The sequence below is a fragment of the Xanthomonas sp. JAI131 genome (assembly GCF_013410075.1).
Classification (GTDB): Bacteria; Pseudomonadota; Gammaproteobacteria; order Xanthomonadales; family Xanthomonadaceae; genus Xanthomonas_A; species Xanthomonas_A bonasiae.
Map to the genome: position 1 here is coordinate 313,418 of NZ_JACCCN010000002.1, position 15,105 is coordinate 328,522.

Genomic DNA, 15,105 nt, shown 5'->3' on the forward strand with positions numbered 1-15,105 from the left:
TTTGCGCGGAAATAGATGTGATGTCCGCGTTAAGCGGCCAGCGGCAGCCGGTCCATCCGGCCACCCTCCGACCTTTCGCACGCGCTTCCCTGTCCTTGCGGACACGGCGGCAGCGTGCGCGGCGGACCGCCCTTCCATCCTGCATAGCCGAACCTTCCATGACCTCCCCGATCAAGAGCCGCAAGCACGCCGTTTCCCGCCAGGTCTCCGCGCAGACCCTCACCGCCGCCGCGCTGCTGAGCGGCCTGAGCCTGCTGTCCGCTCCGGCGCTGGCCGCCGATGCCGCGGCTGCCGACCAGCCCACCACCCTGGACAAGGTCGACGTGGAAGCGCAGCGCGCCAAGCGCTACCTGGTGGAAACCCCGGACTCGCCCAAGTTCACCCAGCCGCTGATCGACACCCCGCAGACGATCAACGTGATCAGCAAGGACCTGTTCAACGAACAGGGCGCCACCACGCTGACCGAGGCGCTGCGCAACAGCCCGGGCGTGGGCACCTTCTACGTCGGCGAGAACGGCAACACCACCACCGGCGATGCGATCTACATGCGCGGCTTCGACAGCTCCAGCAGCATCTTCGTCGACGGCGTGCGCGACCTGGGCTCGATCTCGCGCGATGTGTTCAACATCGAGCAGATCGAGGTCGAGAAGGGCCCGGCCGGCACCGACAACGGCCGCAGCGCGCCGACCGGCGCGATCAACCTGGTGACCAAGCAGGCGAATCTGACCGATGCGGTCAGCGGCACGCTGTCCGGCGGCAGCGACAACCAGCGCCGCGTCACCGCGGACTGGAACCAGGCGCTGGGCGCCAGCAGCGCGCTGCGGGTCAACGTCATGGGCCAGGACAGCGATGCGATCGGCCGCGACCACGTCAACAACAAGCGCTGGGGCCTGGCCTCGTCGCTGGTGTTCGGTCTCGGCAGCGACACCCGTTATTACTTCGACCTGCTGTACGTGAAGCAGGACAACGTGCCCGACGGCGGCGTGCCGACCTTCGGCCTGCCCGGCTACACCTCGCCCGATCCTGCGCGTCCCTGGCTGACCAACGCCCCGCGCGTGGACAGCGAGAACTTCTACGGCACCCGCTACGACCACGACGACGTGACCGCGAAGATGGCGACCTTCCGCTTCGAGCACGACTTCTCCGACACGGTCAAGCTGACCAACACCGCGCGCTGGGGCCGCAACGAACAGGACTACCTGCTGTTCGCGTTCATGCCCAACACCGCCAACCTGCGCACGCCGAACCCCGCCGACACCTCGACCTGGACGGTGGCGCGCAGCCTGCCCACGTTCAAGGACCAGCAGTACACCATCCTCACCGACCAGCTGAACCTGCGCGTGGACTTCGCCACCGGCGCGATCCAGCACAACCTCAGCACCGGCGTGGAAGCCGCGCGCGAGGAGCTGCAGAGCTGGGGCCACAACATCGTCAACCGCGCCGCCTGGCTGGCGGCCAACCCGGCCAACGTCTACGCCCCGGACTGGAACACCACGCCGCTGTTCACCGCGCGCAACGGCGCGCACAGCAAGGGCACCACCACCACGTTCTCGGCCTACGCCTTCGACACGCTGAAGTTCGGCGACAGCTTCCTGGTCACCGCCGGCGTGCGCGCCGACCGCTACAAGACCGACTTCAACAGCCTGACCTGCACCACCGCCACCTCCACCGCCGTGCCCTGCACCACCGCGGTCGGCGTGGACGCGGACGTGTCCGATACGCTGTTCAGCTGGAAGCTCGGCGCGGTCTACAAGGCGGCCGACAACATCAGCCTGTACGCCAACTACGCGATCTCGCAGCAGCCTCCCGGCGGCAGCTCGCTGGAACTGAGCGCGTCGGCCAACAACGCCAACAATCCGAGCTTCGACCCGCAGAAGGCCAAGACCGCCGAAGTCGGCACCAAGTGGAACTTCCTGGACGACAACCTGTTCGTGACCATGGCGCTGTTCCGCACCGACGTCAGCAACGAGATCGCGCAGGGCAGCGACGGGCTGTACTACCAGACCGGCGAGAAGCAGGTGCAGGGCGTGGAACTGTCGGCGGTCGGCAAGCTCAGCGACAACTGGTCGATCTCCACCGGCTACACCAAGCTCGACGCGCAGGTGAAGCAAGGCGCCAAGGTGTCGCAGGACGGCAGCATGGACCTGGCCTACACCCCGGACAGCGCGTTCACCGCGTGGACCACCTACACCCTGCCGTTCGGCCTGACCGTCGGCGGCGGCGCCCGCTACTCCGGCGAGATGAAGCGCGGCACCGACGGCGCGGTGGGCACGCCGACCCTGGTGAAGTCGTATACGGTATGGGACGCGGTCGTGACCTACCCGATCAACGACCACTTCAACCTGCGCCTGAACGTGTACAACGTGTTCGACAAGGACTACGTCGCGGCCATCAACAAGAGCGGCTTCCGCTACACGCCCGGCGCGCCGCGCTCGGCGATGCTGAGCGCCGAAATCAAGTTCTGACCGCCGCTTCGTCCATCCATGCGCAGCGGCCGCCTTCGCTCGAAGGCGGCCGCTGCCGGAGCGCCCCATGCTGCTGCACATCCCCGATATCCTCAGCGCCGACGAAGTGGCGCGCTTCCGCCAGGCGCTCGACGGCGCAGACTGGACCGACGGCCGCGAGACGGTCGGCGCGCAGGGCGCGCAGGTCAAGCGCAACCTGCAACTGCCCGACGCCTCGCCGCTCAAGCACGAACTCGGCCAGGCTGTGCTCAACGCGCTGGCGCGCAGCCCGCTGTATTTCGCCGCCGCGCTGCCGCTGCGCACGATCCCGCCGCGCTTCAACCGTTACGAGGGCGGCGGCGAGTACGGTTTCCACGTCGATGGTTCGGTGATGACCCTGGCCGCCAGCGCCACGCAGCCGGCGCTGACCCTGCGCACCGATCTGTCCTGCACCCTGTTCCTGTGCGAACCGGAGGAGTACGACGGCGGCGAACTGGTCATCAGCGACACCTACGGCGAGCACGAAGTGAAGCTGCCGGCGGGCGACCTGATCCTGTATCCGTCCAGCAGCCTGCACCGCGTGCTGCCGGTGACCCGCGGCGCGCGCCTGGCCTCGTTCTTCTGGGTGCAGAGCCTGGTGCGCGACGCCAGCCGGCGGCAATTGCTGTTCGAGCTGGACACCTCGATCCAGGCGCTGACCGCAACCAAGGCCGACGCCGCGGCGCTGCTGCGGCTGAGCAACGTCTACCACAACCTGCTGCGCGACTGGTCCGAGACCTGACCCGGGCGGTCAACCGGGACGGCGCCGCTGCGTTTGAGGTGTAGCTCGACCATCGCCGGGCCGCATCTGCGGCGACAGCACCGCCGTAATTGCGACTAATTCTCATTTATGTAGAATGCATCCCGCCCTACTTCGATTCGACCGCCGCGTTGTCCGACTCCTCCTCTCCCGATCTGGCCACGGCGCAGCAGCGCCGCGGTTTCTGGCTGCGCACGCTGCACCAGTGGCACTGGATCAGCTCGGCGCTGTGCCTGATCGGCATGCTGGTGTTCGCCGCTACCGGGCTGACCCTCAACCACGCCGCGCGCATCGAGGCCAAGCCGCAGGTGCTCAATCGCACGACGCAGCTGCCGGCCACGTTGCTGCAACGGCTCGGCGCCCATGCCGATGGCGACGCGCCGCTGCCGCGGCCGGTGTCGGCCTGGCTGGAACGCGAACTGGCGCTGAGCCTGGGCCGGCAACCGGCCGAGTGGTCGGCCGACGAGGTGTACCTGGCGCTGCCCGGTCCCGGCCGCGATGCCTGGCTGAGCATCGACCGCGCCAGCGGCGCGGTCGAGTACGAGCGCACCGACCGCGGCTGGATCTCCTATTTCAACGACCTGCACAAGGGCCGCAATGCCGGCCCGGCGTGGGGCTGGTTCATCGACCTGTTCGCGGTGGCCTGCCTGGTGTTCTGCATCACCGGCCTGTTCCTGCTGCAGCTGCATGCGCGGCAGCGGCGCTTGACCTGGCCGCTGGTCGGGCTGGGCCTGCTGATTCCGCTGCTGATCGCACTGCTGCTGATCCACTGATCCGATCCACCTCTTTCACCCCATGGAGCCTCGCATGCGCGTCACCCTGACCATCGCCCTGAGCGGCCTGCTGTCGATGCCCGCGTATGCGGCCACGCTGGAACTGGACGTGGAGATTCCCAAGCTCAACGTCGCCGAATACCACCGCCCCTATGTCGCGATCTGGGTGGAAGGCGCCGACCAGCAGGTCGCGCGCAACCTGGCGGTCTGGTACCAGTCCAAGGACACCGCCGAAGGCCACGGCACCAAGTGGCTGCCGGACCTGCGCCAGTGGTGGCGGCGCAGCGGGCGCACGCTGCAGATGCCGGTGGACGGCGTCAGCGGCCCGACCCGCCCGGCCGGCAAGCACGCGCTGGCGTTCACCGACGCGCAGCAGCTCAAGGGCCTGGCGCCGGGCCAGTACACGCTGGTGGTCGAGGCGGTCCGCGAAGTCGGCGGCCGCGAGCTGCTGAAGATCCCGTTCGCGTGGCCGGCCAAGGCCGGCGCAACCGGCAGCGCGCAAGGCAGCAGCGAACTGGGCGCGGTGCGCCTGAGCGTCAAGCCGTGATTCCCTCTTTCGTCGCAAGGAGCAAGTCCATGAAGCGTTCTTTCGTGCTGGCATTGGCCATCGCCGCAGTGCTGCCGTTCTCCGCCCTCGCCCACAAGGCCTGGCTGCAACCCTCGCAGACCGTGCTGGCCGGCGAGCGGCCGTGGATCACCGTCGATGCGGCGGTGTCCAACGACCTGTTCTACTTCAACCACGTGCCGCTGCGCCTGGACACCCTGGCCATCACCGCGCCCGACGGCAGCGCGGTGCAGCCGCAGAATCCGGCCACCGGCAAGTACCGCAGCGTGTTCGACGTGGAACTGCTGCAGACCGGCACCTACCGCCTGGCCCTGGTCAACGACGGCCTGTTCGCCAACTGGAACGAGAACGGCCAGCGCAAGCGCTGGCGCGGCAACGCCGCCAGCTTCGCCAGCGAAGTGCCGAAGGACGCGAAGGACCTGCAGGTGTCGCAATCGCTGGGCCGGGTGGAAACCTTCGTCACCAACGGCGCGCCCAACCAGACCGCGCTCAAGCCCAGCGGCCGCGGCCTGGAACTGGTGCCGGTGACCCATCCCAACGACCTGTTCGCCGGCGAGAAGGCCACCTTCAAGCTGCAGATCGACGGCAAGCCGGCGCCGGGGCTGGAGGTCGAGATCGTGCGCGGCGGCACCCGCTACCGCAACGCGCAGGACGAACTGAAGCTGACCACCGACGCGCAGGGCAGCTTCAGCGTGACCTGGCCGGAAGCGGGCATGTACTGGCTGGAAACCACCAGCGAGGACAGCAAGACCTCGCTGCCGCAGGCCAAGCAGCGCCGGCTCAGCTACGTGGCGACGCTGGAAGTGCTGCCGCAGTGACCGCGACAGCGCACCTGCCCTGCGCGTGGCGGCACGGCGCGGCATGAACACGCCGCTCGCGCCCCAGGCCGACGCCGAGACCGAGATCGCCACGCTCGGCGGCCAGAGCATGGGCACGACCTGGAGCGCGAAGCTGGTGCTGCGCCGCCGTCGCGACCTGCATCCGCTGCACGCGGCGATCCAGGCGCAGCTCGACCAGGTGGTCGCGCAGATGAGCACCTGGGAGGCGGACTCGGACATCGGCCGCTACAACCGCGCCCCCGCAGGCAGCGTGCACGTGCTGCCCGCGGCGTTCGCCGAGGTGCTGCGCTGCGCATTGGACATCGCGCGGCGCAGCGACGGCGCGTTCGATCCCACCATCGGCGCGGTACTGGGCCTGTGGGGGTTCGGCGCCGACGCCAGCCGCCAGCGCGTGCCCGATGCGGATGCGTTGCGCCAGGCGCGTGCCGCTGGCGACTGGCGGCAACTCATGCTGGACGAGAGCGGTGCCAGGCTGCGCCAGCCGGGCGGCCTGCGCCTGGATCTTTCGGCGATCGCGAAGGGCTACGGGGTGGATCTCGCGGTGCGCGCACTGCAGGCGCAGGGCGTGGCCAGCGCGCTGGTCGAGGTCGGCGGCGAACTCTACGGCTACGGCCGCAAGCCGGATGGTCAGCCATGGCGGGTGCTGGTGGAATCGGCACCGGACGAAGACGCGCAGGCGCCGACGACGCCGCGGGTGCTGGCGCTGGACGGCCGCGCGGTCGCCACCTCGGGCGATCGCTGGCACCGCTTCGAACAGGACGGCCAGCGCTACAGCCATACCCTGGATCCGCGCAGCGGCAGGCCGATCGCGGCGACGCTGGCGGCGGTCAGCGTGGTCGCCACGGATGCGATGCAGGCCGATGCCTGGGCCACCGCGCTGAGCGTGCTCGGCGCCGACGCCGGCCTGGCCTGCGCCGAACGCGAACGGCTGGCGGCACGCTTCCTGCTGCGCGATGGCGAACGCGTGCAGGAGCGGCTCAGCAGCGCCTTCGCCGCGCTGCTCGACGCATGACCCGGCCGCGGCCGCAACGCAACTGGAATGCCGTCGGGCACGTGGCGACGTTCGCGTTGCTGGGCGCGATCGGCTATGCGCTGCTGCGGCTGCACCCGCAACCATGGTGGAACGGTGCGCCATCGCAGCAGCGCATTCTCTACGCGGCGCTGGCAACGGGCAGCTACGCGGCAGCCTGCCTTTGGCTGTGGGGGCGCGGTCGCCGCGGCGCGCGGCGCACCGGCAAGCAGGGCGATGCGCCGCTGCTGCTGGCCTGGGCCAGCCAGACCGGCTTCGCCCAGCAACTGGCGCTGCACAGTGCCGCGGCCTTGCGCGCGGCGGGCCAGGCGGTACGCGTGCTGCCCTTGCAGAACGTCACCGCGGCCGACCTGGCCGGCGCAACGCAGGCGCTGTTCGTGGTCAGCACCAGCGGCGAAGGCGATCCGCCCGACCACGCGCTGCCGTTCCTGCGCAAGACGATGGCGCAGTCGCAGGCCTTGCCGCAGCTGAGCTACGCGCTGCTGGCGCTGGGCGATCGCCGCTACGACCATTTCTGCGCATTCGGCCGCCAGCTCGATGCCTGGCTGCGCCAGCACGGCGCGCATCCGCTGTTCGACCGCATCGATGTGGACAACGCCGACGACGCCGCATTGCGCCACTGGCAGCAATTGCTCGGCCAGCTCGCCGGCGGCAGCGAGCAACCCGACTGGAGTCCACCGGCCTACCAGCGCTGGCAGTTGCAGCAGCGGCGCCTGTGCAATCCCGGCAGCGTCGGCGGCGCGGTGTTCGAACTGGCGCTGCTGCCTGCCGACGGCGCCCTGCCTGCGTGGCAGGCCGGCGACCTGGTCGAGATCGGCCCGTGTCATGGCGACAGCGTGGTGCAGGCCTGGCTGCAGGCCAGCGGCGTGGACGGCACGGCGACGCTGCAGCGCCCCGGCCAGGCGCCGACGACGCTGGCCGCGCTGCTGGCGCGCAGCCACCTGCCGGAGCCGGAGCAGCTCGCCGGCACCGCACCCGCCGCCGTGGCCGCGCGCCTGCAACCGCTGCCGCACCGCGAATACTCGATCGCCTCGATGCCCAGCGACGGCGCGCTGCGCCTGTTGCTGCGCCGCGCGCTGCACGCGGACGGCACGCCCGGCCTGGGCAGCGGCTGGCTATGCGACACCGCGCCGATCGGTGCCGAGATCGCGCTGCGGCTGCGCCCGAATCCGCACTTCCATCCGCCGGCCGATCCGGCGCGGCCGCTGATCCTGATCGGCAACGGCACCGGCCTCGCCGGGCTGCGCGCGCACCTGCGCGCGCGCATCGACGCCGGCGCGACCCGTACCTGGCTGCTGTACGGCGAACGCCATGCCGCGCACGACGACCATTACGGCGAAGAACTGCGCACCTGGCTGGCGCACGGCGCGCTGCAGCGGCTGGATGCGGTGTTCTCGCGCGACGCCGGCGCGCACCGCTACGTGCAGGATGCGCTGCGCGCGGCCGCAGCGGACCTGCGCGACTGGGTCGCGCAAGGCGCGGCGATCTACGTCTGCGGCAGCCTGCGCGGCATGGCCCCGGGCGTGGACGCGGTGCTGGAGGAGGTGCTGGGGCGGCTGGGCAAGGAAACCCTGCTGCTGGAAGGGCGCTATCGGCGCGACGTGTACTGAGGCCAGCGCTTGCGCCGGCGTCGGGGCAATGCGATCCAGGCGTGGCCATGTGCGATAGCGGTTCGCGCAACCTGCCGGTGCGCCTTTTCCGTGTGTACGCCGACCTCGGCCAACTCGACCAGCAGCCTGGCGCAGCTCTCCACAGCACCTACGCTGCGCGGACGGCCATGGCGCTGCGTCTGGCCGCCGACGTGGACGCGACGTCGATCGGGCGACCAGCGTCGGCTGGGCCTCCGACGCATGCGCTCCGGGTCGGGTACCGGGCATCGGTGCCATCGCGGACTTCGCCGCGGCAATGGTGGCGCTTGCCGACTCGGTAACGCACCGCCACCTGCACCTACGCTTCGAGAGTTGGCGTCTGCGCCAGTGAGTGTGGCGGTTCGCCATGCACACTTCGGCCTCACCGCCAACGATGGAGTAACGGGATCTCGGAGACTGCTTTCCCCGCCCGATGCATGACACGCGCGAAAGCCCGCGCGGCGGCGGCGGCAAGGCGTGCCGGCGTATGATCGCGTGCGCAACGCCAGCACCTTCCGCAATGAAAATCTCCGTCGCCTGTTTGCCCGAACAACCCAGCATTGCCCAGTCCTGCGAGCTCATCGCGCGCGCGCCATTGAGTGACTGGATGCCGGTACTGGACCGGCTTCGACAAGCGTTTCGATTGCCGGGCGATCGCTGGACGCGGATCCCCGAGGGCGCCAATGCCTTGTTCCAGCTTGGCGACGAGGTGATCGTCAAATTGGTGCCGCCCAACTGGCGCCAGCAAGGCGAAAAGGAGCGCCTCGTCGCACCGTTGCTGGACGGCAGATTGTCGCTGCAGACGCCGCGTCTCCTTGGCGGCGGCGTGGTCGACAATTGGGTGTTCGTGATCTGCAGCCGACTGCCGGGCTCCTCGCTGGCCGATGTCTGGCCGGCGCTGGAGGTCGGCCAGAAGCGTTCGATCATGCTGCAGGTGGGAACGTTGCTGCGCGAGCTGCGCAGCGTCGCGTTCGAGGCCGACATCGCGATCCGGGTGGAGTGGCGCCACTACATCGCCACGCTGATCTCCGATTGCCTCGCGCGGCATCGGCGCAATGCGATGCCCGCGCATCTGGCGGCGCAGGTCCTGCCCTACATCGAGGCGGCGGGCGATTTTTCGCCACCCGCGCAGCCGCGCTTCATTCACATGGACATCCATCCCTGGAATTTGATGGCGCACTCCATCCAGGGGAAATGGACCCTCAGTGGGCTGCTCGATTTCGGCGACGCGATCGTCGGCCACTGCGATCTGTTCGAGTTGCTGACGCCGCTGATCTTCATGGCGCAAGGCGACCCGACCCTGGTGAAGGCGCTGCTCGATGCCTATGGCCTGCTCGACGGCTACGATGCGCCAACCCTGCGCCGCCGGCTCATGGCCACCGCCTTGATCAGGCCCGATTCCGACATCGGCTTTTGCATGCAGCAGGTTCCGATCAGCGGACCGCGCGACACCTGGGAACAGATCGCCTTGCAGCTGTTCCCGTTGTGAGCCGGGACCGGCGCTGAACTGCGCGAGCGCGTCGTCGGCCGATCGCCTGCGATGCACGTTGCCGGACACGGCGCCGGCGCCGTGCGCTGGCCGAGGCACAGGGCGAACGTGACCCGTCGCGGGAAACGCGGAAGCGGTCGTACGCCATCGCTCCACTGCGCGCCGATGCACATGAAGCACGATCATGCGAGCCACGTCGGCAATGCCGGCGAGTGCGCGCTTACCGCCGTCCGCAGGCGTGCCCGAGACATGTGGGATGCGCAATGCGCGCGCCGATGCCGTGCGAATCGCCTGAATGATCCCTACGCTGCGTCGGCACCGGACGTGCCGTGCGCCAGCGGCGCACGACGGGGCGGACGGTCCGCCACGAGGGCGGACCGCCGCGGTCAGGCGGCGACGGAGAACGAACTCGATGCGCTGGCGGCGCCGCCGAAGCTGCGGTATTGGTTCGATGCCAGCTGGGCCAGCAAGGCATAGGCATCCTGCGCGCTGCTGTCGCTGCTTGAACTGGAGGCGCTGGAACTGCCGGTACCGGCGCTGGCGGCATCGCTGCCCTCCGCCCCCCGCGGCGGCGGCGGTCCCATCGGACGCGTGCCTTCCTTCAGCTCCTGCAGGCTGATCCCCCCATCCTGGTCGCTGTCGAGCGTGGCGAACAGATCGCTGCTGTCGCTGCCCTGGCTCGCTGCGCTCAACTCCTCGCTGCTGATGGTGCCGTCGCCATCGGTGTCCAGGCTGTTGAGCAGCGATTCGGCGTCCACCTTGTCGCCACCGCCATCGCCACGCGGCGGCGGCGGCTGCAAGGCCTGGGCGAACTCGCTTTCGCTGACGGTGCCGCCGCCATCCTGGTCGAGCATGCCAAGCAAGCCATCGATATCGATGCTGGAATCGGTGTCGCTGTCGCTGGACTTCAACGCCGTGCTCAGCTCCGAACTGCTGAGGCTGCCGTCGCCGTCGCTGTCGATGCTCTTGAACAATTGCTGGAGCGGATTCTGCTTTTCGGCCTGCGTCGTCTGCGCTAGCGCACTGCTGGCCGTGCTGGTGCGGCTGACGGCATAGGCCGAACTGCCACTGCTGATGCTGCTGATCATGTTGACCCCCTGTGGTCATGAAGTGCAGTCGTGGAATGCAGCCATCGCTGCGGTCATGGCTGCGCCGACGCGGCAACCCGACGCAGGCAGTGTCGATGCAGGGTTTGTCAGCCAGATATCGGCTTTGTATCGATATTGAAACACGCGATAAACATCACATTGCAGCCGCGACCGACGATGCGAAGCGGCGCGCGGCATCCGCTGGTCGAACACGTGCCACGCGCGCGCCGGCAGTCTCATCGCGCCGGCCGCATGGGCGCGGCCATGCCGGGCACCGCGAGCGGTACCGGCAGCTGACACGCGGATCGGCGATGCCCGGCGTGCAGGCACGACTGAACCGATCTCCATGCCGCCTGCAACGCGGCACGGGATCAGCGTGCGGCAGGCATCCCCAACCGATGCGGCTCGAACAGATAGCCCTTGCCGCGCACGGTGCGGATCCATTGCGGCACCAGCGGGTCGTCGCCCAGCTTCTGCCGCAGCCGCGAGACCTGCAGATCGATGCCGCGACCGCCCTGGGGAACGCTGCCGTCGCTGTCGCCGATCGCCGCCCGCAGGTCCTCGCGACTGAGCACGTTGCCAGGCTGCTCGAGGAACACCGCCATCAAGCGCAATTCGCTGGGCGACAACGGGATCGCGCGCCCATCCGGCGCCACCGCCTGGTGCCGGTAGGCATCGACCTGCCACGCGCCGTCCTGCGCCGGCGCTGGCGGCGGCGCCGCACGGGTACGCCGCAACACCGCGTTGAGCCGCGCCACCAGTTCGCGCAGGTCCAGCGGCCGGCTCAAATAGTCGTCCGCGCCCAGATCCAGGCCGATCACCCGATCCACCGGCTCCGCCTGGTCGGCCATCATCACGATCGCGATGCCGCCACGGTCGCGCAGCTGCCGACACAGGTTCAGCCCTTCGCCGCCGCCGAGGCCGGCATTGAGCAGCACCGCGTCGTAGCGATCGGCCGCCAGCTGCGCATACAGCTGCACGCCGTTTTCGGCATCGTGGGTCTGCAAGTTGAAACGGGCCAGATAATCGCGAATCCGGTCGCGCAAGGCCGCGTCGTCGTCCACTACCAATACTTTCGCCAACCACCTGCTGTTATCCGAGGCCACCTGTTCGTTCCGGTCCACGGCTCCGGGATAGCCGCGTTCGCGCATTGGACGCGGTCGGCGGCAACCCCGCAAGAGCCACGCGCGTGGCGCAGGAAGCTCAGTCGGCGGGCCTCGCCAGCGGCTCGATGCGGATCGCCAGCAGCTCGCCGCCACCGCTCAAAGCGAAGCGCTGCCTGGTGTTGGCGGCCAACCAGGCGCTGTCGCCGGCGGCCAGCGGCGGCAATCCGCAGCCCTCATCGAACTGCGCCTGCCCTGCCAGAAGATGAACGACCCAACGGATTCCAGGTTCGGCGAAGAACAGCATCGGCCCGACCAGCGGCCGATGCAGCAGTTGCGTGCGCAGGCGGTCGCGACGCCACATCAGGTTGAAGTCGTGGGTGGGGCCGTCGAGCAGTTCGCCGCGCAGCGGCCGCTCGCCGGCGAAGCGCAGCCGCGCATACGGCGGCTCGAGCAGGTGCACCGCGCCGTCGTCGAAGCGCAGGCGCAGGCCGGCGCCGCGCAGCAGCACCAGTTCCCGATCGATGCCGGGAAAACGGGAAAAGGCCGCGTCCTGCTCGATCTCGGCGATCGACAGGCGCAGCAGCCAGTCGTCGCTGTCCGCTTGCGGCAGGCGCAGGATCTCCCGCGTCCAACCCAGTCCGTTACGCCAGCGCTCGCGGCGGTAGTCGTTGGCGGGGATCACCCGCGAAGGCATGTTGCACCAGTCCATCGGCGCATTCTGCACGATCCGGCGGCGCTGCCGGAGGCAGCGACATCGGCAGGCATCTGCGGTTTCCCGCGCCTACCCCCCAGCCGTCGGCAAGTACGAACGGCGTCGGCGAGCACCAGCCAGCGGTCTTGCGAGAATCGCGACGGGCCATCGCCCGTTCGGCGACGTCGGCGGGTCTCGCCAGCGCAGGCGCATCGGCGCGCCGCTCTGGCAGCCACCGACAGCAGGAGTACCGGATCGCGGCGAGCAGACCGGCGCGAAGCGCCCGACAAAAAACCTTCGCCCATAAAAAACGTCGCCCGGCTGCACGTCATTGTGCAACACCGGGCGACGATGTACGTCCTTGTCGGCTTCCTGCCTCCCCCGCTGAGCGTCCTGCTCAGCGAGGTCGCGACCGCGCGTCCTGCGCCAGCCGTATCCTCTGTCCTTTCAAATCCCTTGAATGCCTTTAAATCCGTTTAATCCTTAAATCCGTTTAACGCCTTTCCACCGGCTTGGCGGCTGCCGTCTTGGCTACCGTCGGCGTGGTCGCCTTCGTGGCTCCCACTTCGATCCGGTCGTGGTTCCGTTCGACCGTCTTGAGTCCGATTCCCTTCACCTGCGTCAGGTCCTCGACGCTTTTGAAGGGGCCGTGTGCCTGTCTGTAGTCGACGATCGCCTGTGCCTTGGAGGCACCCACGTTCAACAACACCCGGTCGATTTCCGCTGCACTAGCGGAGTTGATGTTGACCTTGTCCGCGGCGAGCGCGGAACCGGTCAGCAGCAACGCCAGGACCAGAGACTTCAGGACCACGATAAAAGACTGCATGGCAACACTCCTTGTGACTTGGATGGGGACTTCACCGGCCTCTCCTGCCGGTGTCGAAAGCATCCCTCGCCACATGGGTACAGCCTATCGCCAACGCCCTTTCCAAACAGCAGGTAAACGGCGCGTCAACGTGTAGGAAAAACCCTACACGGCGGTCGCGGCGTAGAATGTGCGTCACTTTCTTTTGCAACAAAGCTGGAGTGCTCCATGGACAGTGCCAAGATCGACCGTTTCCTGAGCGAGAAGTGGGACGACGACATCGTCCCGCAACTGGTCGATTACATCCGCATCCCCAACAAATCGCCGATGTTCGACGCCGATTGGGTCGCCAATGGCTACATGGACGATGCGGTGCGGCTGATGGAGCGCTGGGCGCGCGCGCAGGCCATCCCTGGCCTGGCGGTGGAGGTGGTGCAGTTGGAAGGGCGCACGCCGCTGATCTATCTGGAAGTGCCGGCCACCGGCGCGGAGACCGGCGCGGACACGGTGCTGCTGTACGGGCACCTGGACAAGCAGCCGGAAATGACCGGCTGGGACGACGACCTGGGTCCGTGGACGCCGGTGCTCAAGGGCGACCGCCTGTACGGCCGCGGCGGCGCCGACGACGGCTATGCGCTGTTCGGTTCGCTGGCCGCGATCCTGGCGCTGCAGGACCAGAGCATCCCGCATGCGCGCTGCGTGATCCTGATCGAGGCCTGCGAGGAATCGGGCAGCTACGACCTGCCCGCCTACGTCGACCACCTGGCCGAACGCATCGGCAAGCCGTCGCTGGTGGTGTGCCTGGATTCGGGCTGCGGCAACTACGAGCAGCTGTGGTGCACGACCTCGCTGCGCGGCCTGGCCGGCGGCAACTTCAGCGTCAAGGTGCTCAGCGAAGGCGTGCATTCGGGCGATGCGTCCGGCGTGGTGCCGTCCAGTTTCCGCGTGCTGCGCGACCTGCTGTCGCGGCTGGAGGACGAGGCCACCGGCAAGATCAAGATCGAGGGCCTGTATTCGGAGATTCCGGAAGAACGCCTGGCGCAGGCGCGCAAGGTCGCCGAGGTGCTCGGCGACGAGGTCTACAGCAAGTTCCCGTTCCTGCCGGGGATGACCCCGATGGACGAGGACCTGACCGAACTGGTGCTCAACCGCACCTGGCGCCCGGCCCTGTCGGTGACCGGTGCCGACGGCCTGCCGCCGCTGGCCTCGGCCGGCAACGTGCTGCGCCCGCAGACCGCGGTGAAGCTGTCGCTGCGCCTGCCGCCGACGCTGGACGGCAAGCGCGCCGGCGAGTTGCTGAAGGACGTGTTGCTGCGCGACCCGCCGTACGGTGCCGAGGTGTCGCTGGCGCTGGAGAAGTCATCCTCGGGCTGGAACGCGCCGGCGCAGTCGCCGTGGCTGACCGACGCGATCGAGGCCGCCTCGCAGGCGGCGTTCGGCAAGCCGGCGATGTACATGGGCGAAGGCGGCTCGATCCCGTTCATGGGCATGCTCGGCGAGAAGTTCCCCGGCGCGCAGTTCATGATCACCGGCGTGCTCGGCCCGCACTCCAACGCGCACGGGCCCAACGAGTTCCTGCACATCCCGATGGGCAAGCGGGTCACCGCCTGCGTGTCGAGGGTGATCGCCGAGCACCATGCGGCCAGCGTGCGCGGCGAGACCACCGGCAGCGCCGCGGTGGCCGGCGGCGAGCAGCACGGCGGGCACGGCTGCTGCTGAGCGTGCGGCGGCCGTCGGCGACGACGGCCGCCATGCTGCAGGCGCGGCCAGACCCGGTGCATCGCTGCAGCGCCTGCACGAGCCGCGCCTGCACGGCCGCTTAAAGGGCGTCGCCCGCCGCTGCGCCAT

General features: G+C 68.9%; 13 protein-coding genes. 9 read left to right on the forward strand and 4 right to left on the reverse strand.

The window, feature by feature from the left end; translation table 11 throughout:
* Positions 1 to 158: 158 nt before the first annotated feature.
* From HDC36_RS08175 to HDC36_RS08210, 8 genes are all read left to right on the forward strand, one after another.
* A complete protein-coding gene (locus HDC36_RS08175; protein ID WP_179566182.1) occupies positions 159 to 2,465 on the forward strand; it encodes a catecholate siderophore receptor Fiu in 2,307 nt (768 codons plus the stop codon).
* A gap of 67 nt (positions 2,466 to 2,532) precedes the next feature.
* The gene (locus HDC36_RS08180; RefSeq protein ID WP_179566184.1) at positions 2,533 to 3,225 is read left to right on the forward strand and encodes a Fe2+-dependent dioxygenase; all 693 of its coding nucleotides are present in this window, start codon (positions 2,533 to 2,535) and stop codon (positions 3,223 to 3,225) included.
* A 149-nt stretch (positions 3,226 to 3,374) separates the two neighbouring features.
* Complete coding sequence (locus HDC36_RS08185; protein ID WP_179566186.1) at positions 3,375 to 4,016, forward strand: PepSY-associated TM helix domain-containing protein; 642 nt, start codon at positions 3,375 to 3,377, stop codon at positions 4,014 to 4,016.
* A 34-nt stretch (positions 4,017 to 4,050) separates the two neighbouring features.
* Entirely contained in the window at positions 4,051 to 4,563 is a 513-nt protein-coding gene (locus tag HDC36_RS08190; protein ID WP_179566188.1) for a DUF2271 domain-containing protein, read from the forward strand.
* A gap of 29 nt (positions 4,564 to 4,592) precedes the next feature.
* Positions 4,593 to 5,399, forward strand: coding sequence for a DUF4198 domain-containing protein (locus HDC36_RS08195; protein ID WP_179566190.1), 807 nt, complete (start codon positions 4,593 to 4,595; stop codon positions 5,397 to 5,399).
* 43 nt (positions 5,400 to 5,442) lie between these two features.
* Positions 5,443 to 6,432, forward strand: coding sequence for an FAD:protein FMN transferase (locus tag HDC36_RS08200; RefSeq protein WP_179566192.1), 990 nt, complete (start codon positions 5,443 to 5,445; stop codon positions 6,430 to 6,432).
* A complete protein-coding gene (locus HDC36_RS08205; protein WP_179566194.1) occupies positions 6,429 to 8,060 on the forward strand; it encodes a sulfite reductase subunit alpha in 1,632 nt (543 codons plus the stop codon). Before HDC36_RS08200 ends, HDC36_RS08205 begins: the two co-directional genes overlap by 4 nt.
* Before the next feature lie 538 nt (positions 8,061 to 8,598).
* A complete protein-coding gene (locus tag HDC36_RS08210; protein ID WP_179566196.1) occupies positions 8,599 to 9,567 on the forward strand; it encodes a phosphotransferase in 969 nt (322 codons plus the stop codon).
* A 386-nt stretch (positions 9,568 to 9,953) separates the two neighbouring features.
* Here the strand turns inward: HDC36_RS08210 and HDC36_RS08215 are convergent, their stop codons facing one another.
* The 4 genes from HDC36_RS08215 to HDC36_RS08230 form a co-directional block, all read right to left on the reverse strand.
* Positions 9,954 to 10,655, reverse strand: a complete 702-nt coding sequence (locus tag HDC36_RS08215; protein ID WP_179566198.1) for an EF-hand domain-containing protein — start codon at positions 10,653 to 10,655, stop codon at positions 9,954 to 9,956.
* A gap of 371 nt (positions 10,656 to 11,026) precedes the next feature.
* Positions 11,027 to 11,719 carry a response regulator transcription factor gene (locus HDC36_RS08220; protein WP_338123871.1) on the reverse strand — a complete coding sequence of 231 codons (693 nt, stop codon included), beginning with the start codon at positions 11,717 to 11,719 and terminating at the stop codon, positions 11,027 to 11,029.
* Positions 11,720 to 11,858: 139 nt separating this feature from the next.
* Positions 11,859 to 12,470: a HutD family protein gene (locus HDC36_RS08225; protein WP_255432641.1), complete on the reverse strand. Its 612-nt coding sequence runs from the start codon at positions 12,468 to 12,470 to the stop codon at positions 11,859 to 11,861.
* Between the two features lie 475 nt (positions 12,471 to 12,945).
* Positions 12,946 to 13,353: a ComEA family DNA-binding protein gene (locus HDC36_RS08230; protein ID WP_179566202.1), complete on the reverse strand. Its 408-nt coding sequence runs from the start codon at positions 13,351 to 13,353 to the stop codon at positions 12,946 to 12,948.
* 132 nt (positions 13,354 to 13,485) lie between these two features.
* Here HDC36_RS08230 and HDC36_RS08235 point away from each other — a divergent pair, with 132 nt between their 5' ends.
* Positions 13,486 to 14,976 (forward strand): M20 family metallopeptidase, encoded by a 1,491-nt coding sequence (locus tag HDC36_RS08235; protein ID WP_179566204.1) that lies wholly within the window; start codon positions 13,486 to 13,488, stop codon positions 14,974 to 14,976.
* Positions 14,977 to 15,105: the final 129 nt, after the last annotated feature.

Coding starts and splice junctions, on each gene's coding strand:
- HDC36_RS08230 (WP_179566202.1), bottom strand. CDS start 13,353: ATGTGGCGAGGGATGCTTTCGACACCGGCAGGAGAGGCCGGTGAAGTC.
- HDC36_RS08190 (WP_179566188.1), top strand. CDS start 4,051: ATGCGCGTCACCCTGACCATCGCCCTGAGCGGCCTGCTGTCGATGCCC.
- HDC36_RS08235 (WP_179566204.1), top strand. CDS start 13,486: ATGGACAGTGCCAAGATCGACCGTTTCCTGAGCGAGAAGTGGGACGAC.
- HDC36_RS08225 (WP_255432641.1), bottom strand. CDS start 12,470: ATGGACTGGTGCAACATGCCTTCGCGGGTGATCCCCGCCAACGACTAC.
- HDC36_RS08180 (WP_179566184.1), top strand. CDS start 2,533: ATGCTGCTGCACATCCCCGATATCCTCAGCGCCGACGAAGTGGCGCGC.
- HDC36_RS08205 (WP_179566194.1), top strand. CDS start 6,429: ATGACCCGGCCGCGGCCGCAACGCAACTGGAATGCCGTCGGGCACGTG.
- HDC36_RS08175 (WP_179566182.1), top strand. CDS start 159: ATGACCTCCCCGATCAAGAGCCGCAAGCACGCCGTTTCCCGCCAGGTC.
- HDC36_RS08195 (WP_179566190.1), top strand. CDS start 4,593: ATGAAGCGTTCTTTCGTGCTGGCATTGGCCATCGCCGCAGTGCTGCCG.
- HDC36_RS08215 (WP_179566198.1), bottom strand. CDS start 10,655: ATGATCAGCAGCATCAGCAGTGGCAGTTCGGCCTATGCCGTCAGCCGC.
- HDC36_RS08200 (WP_179566192.1), top strand. CDS start 5,443: ATGAACACGCCGCTCGCGCCCCAGGCCGACGCCGAGACCGAGATCGCC.
- HDC36_RS08210 (WP_179566196.1), top strand. CDS start 8,599: ATGAAAATCTCCGTCGCCTGTTTGCCCGAACAACCCAGCATTGCCCAG.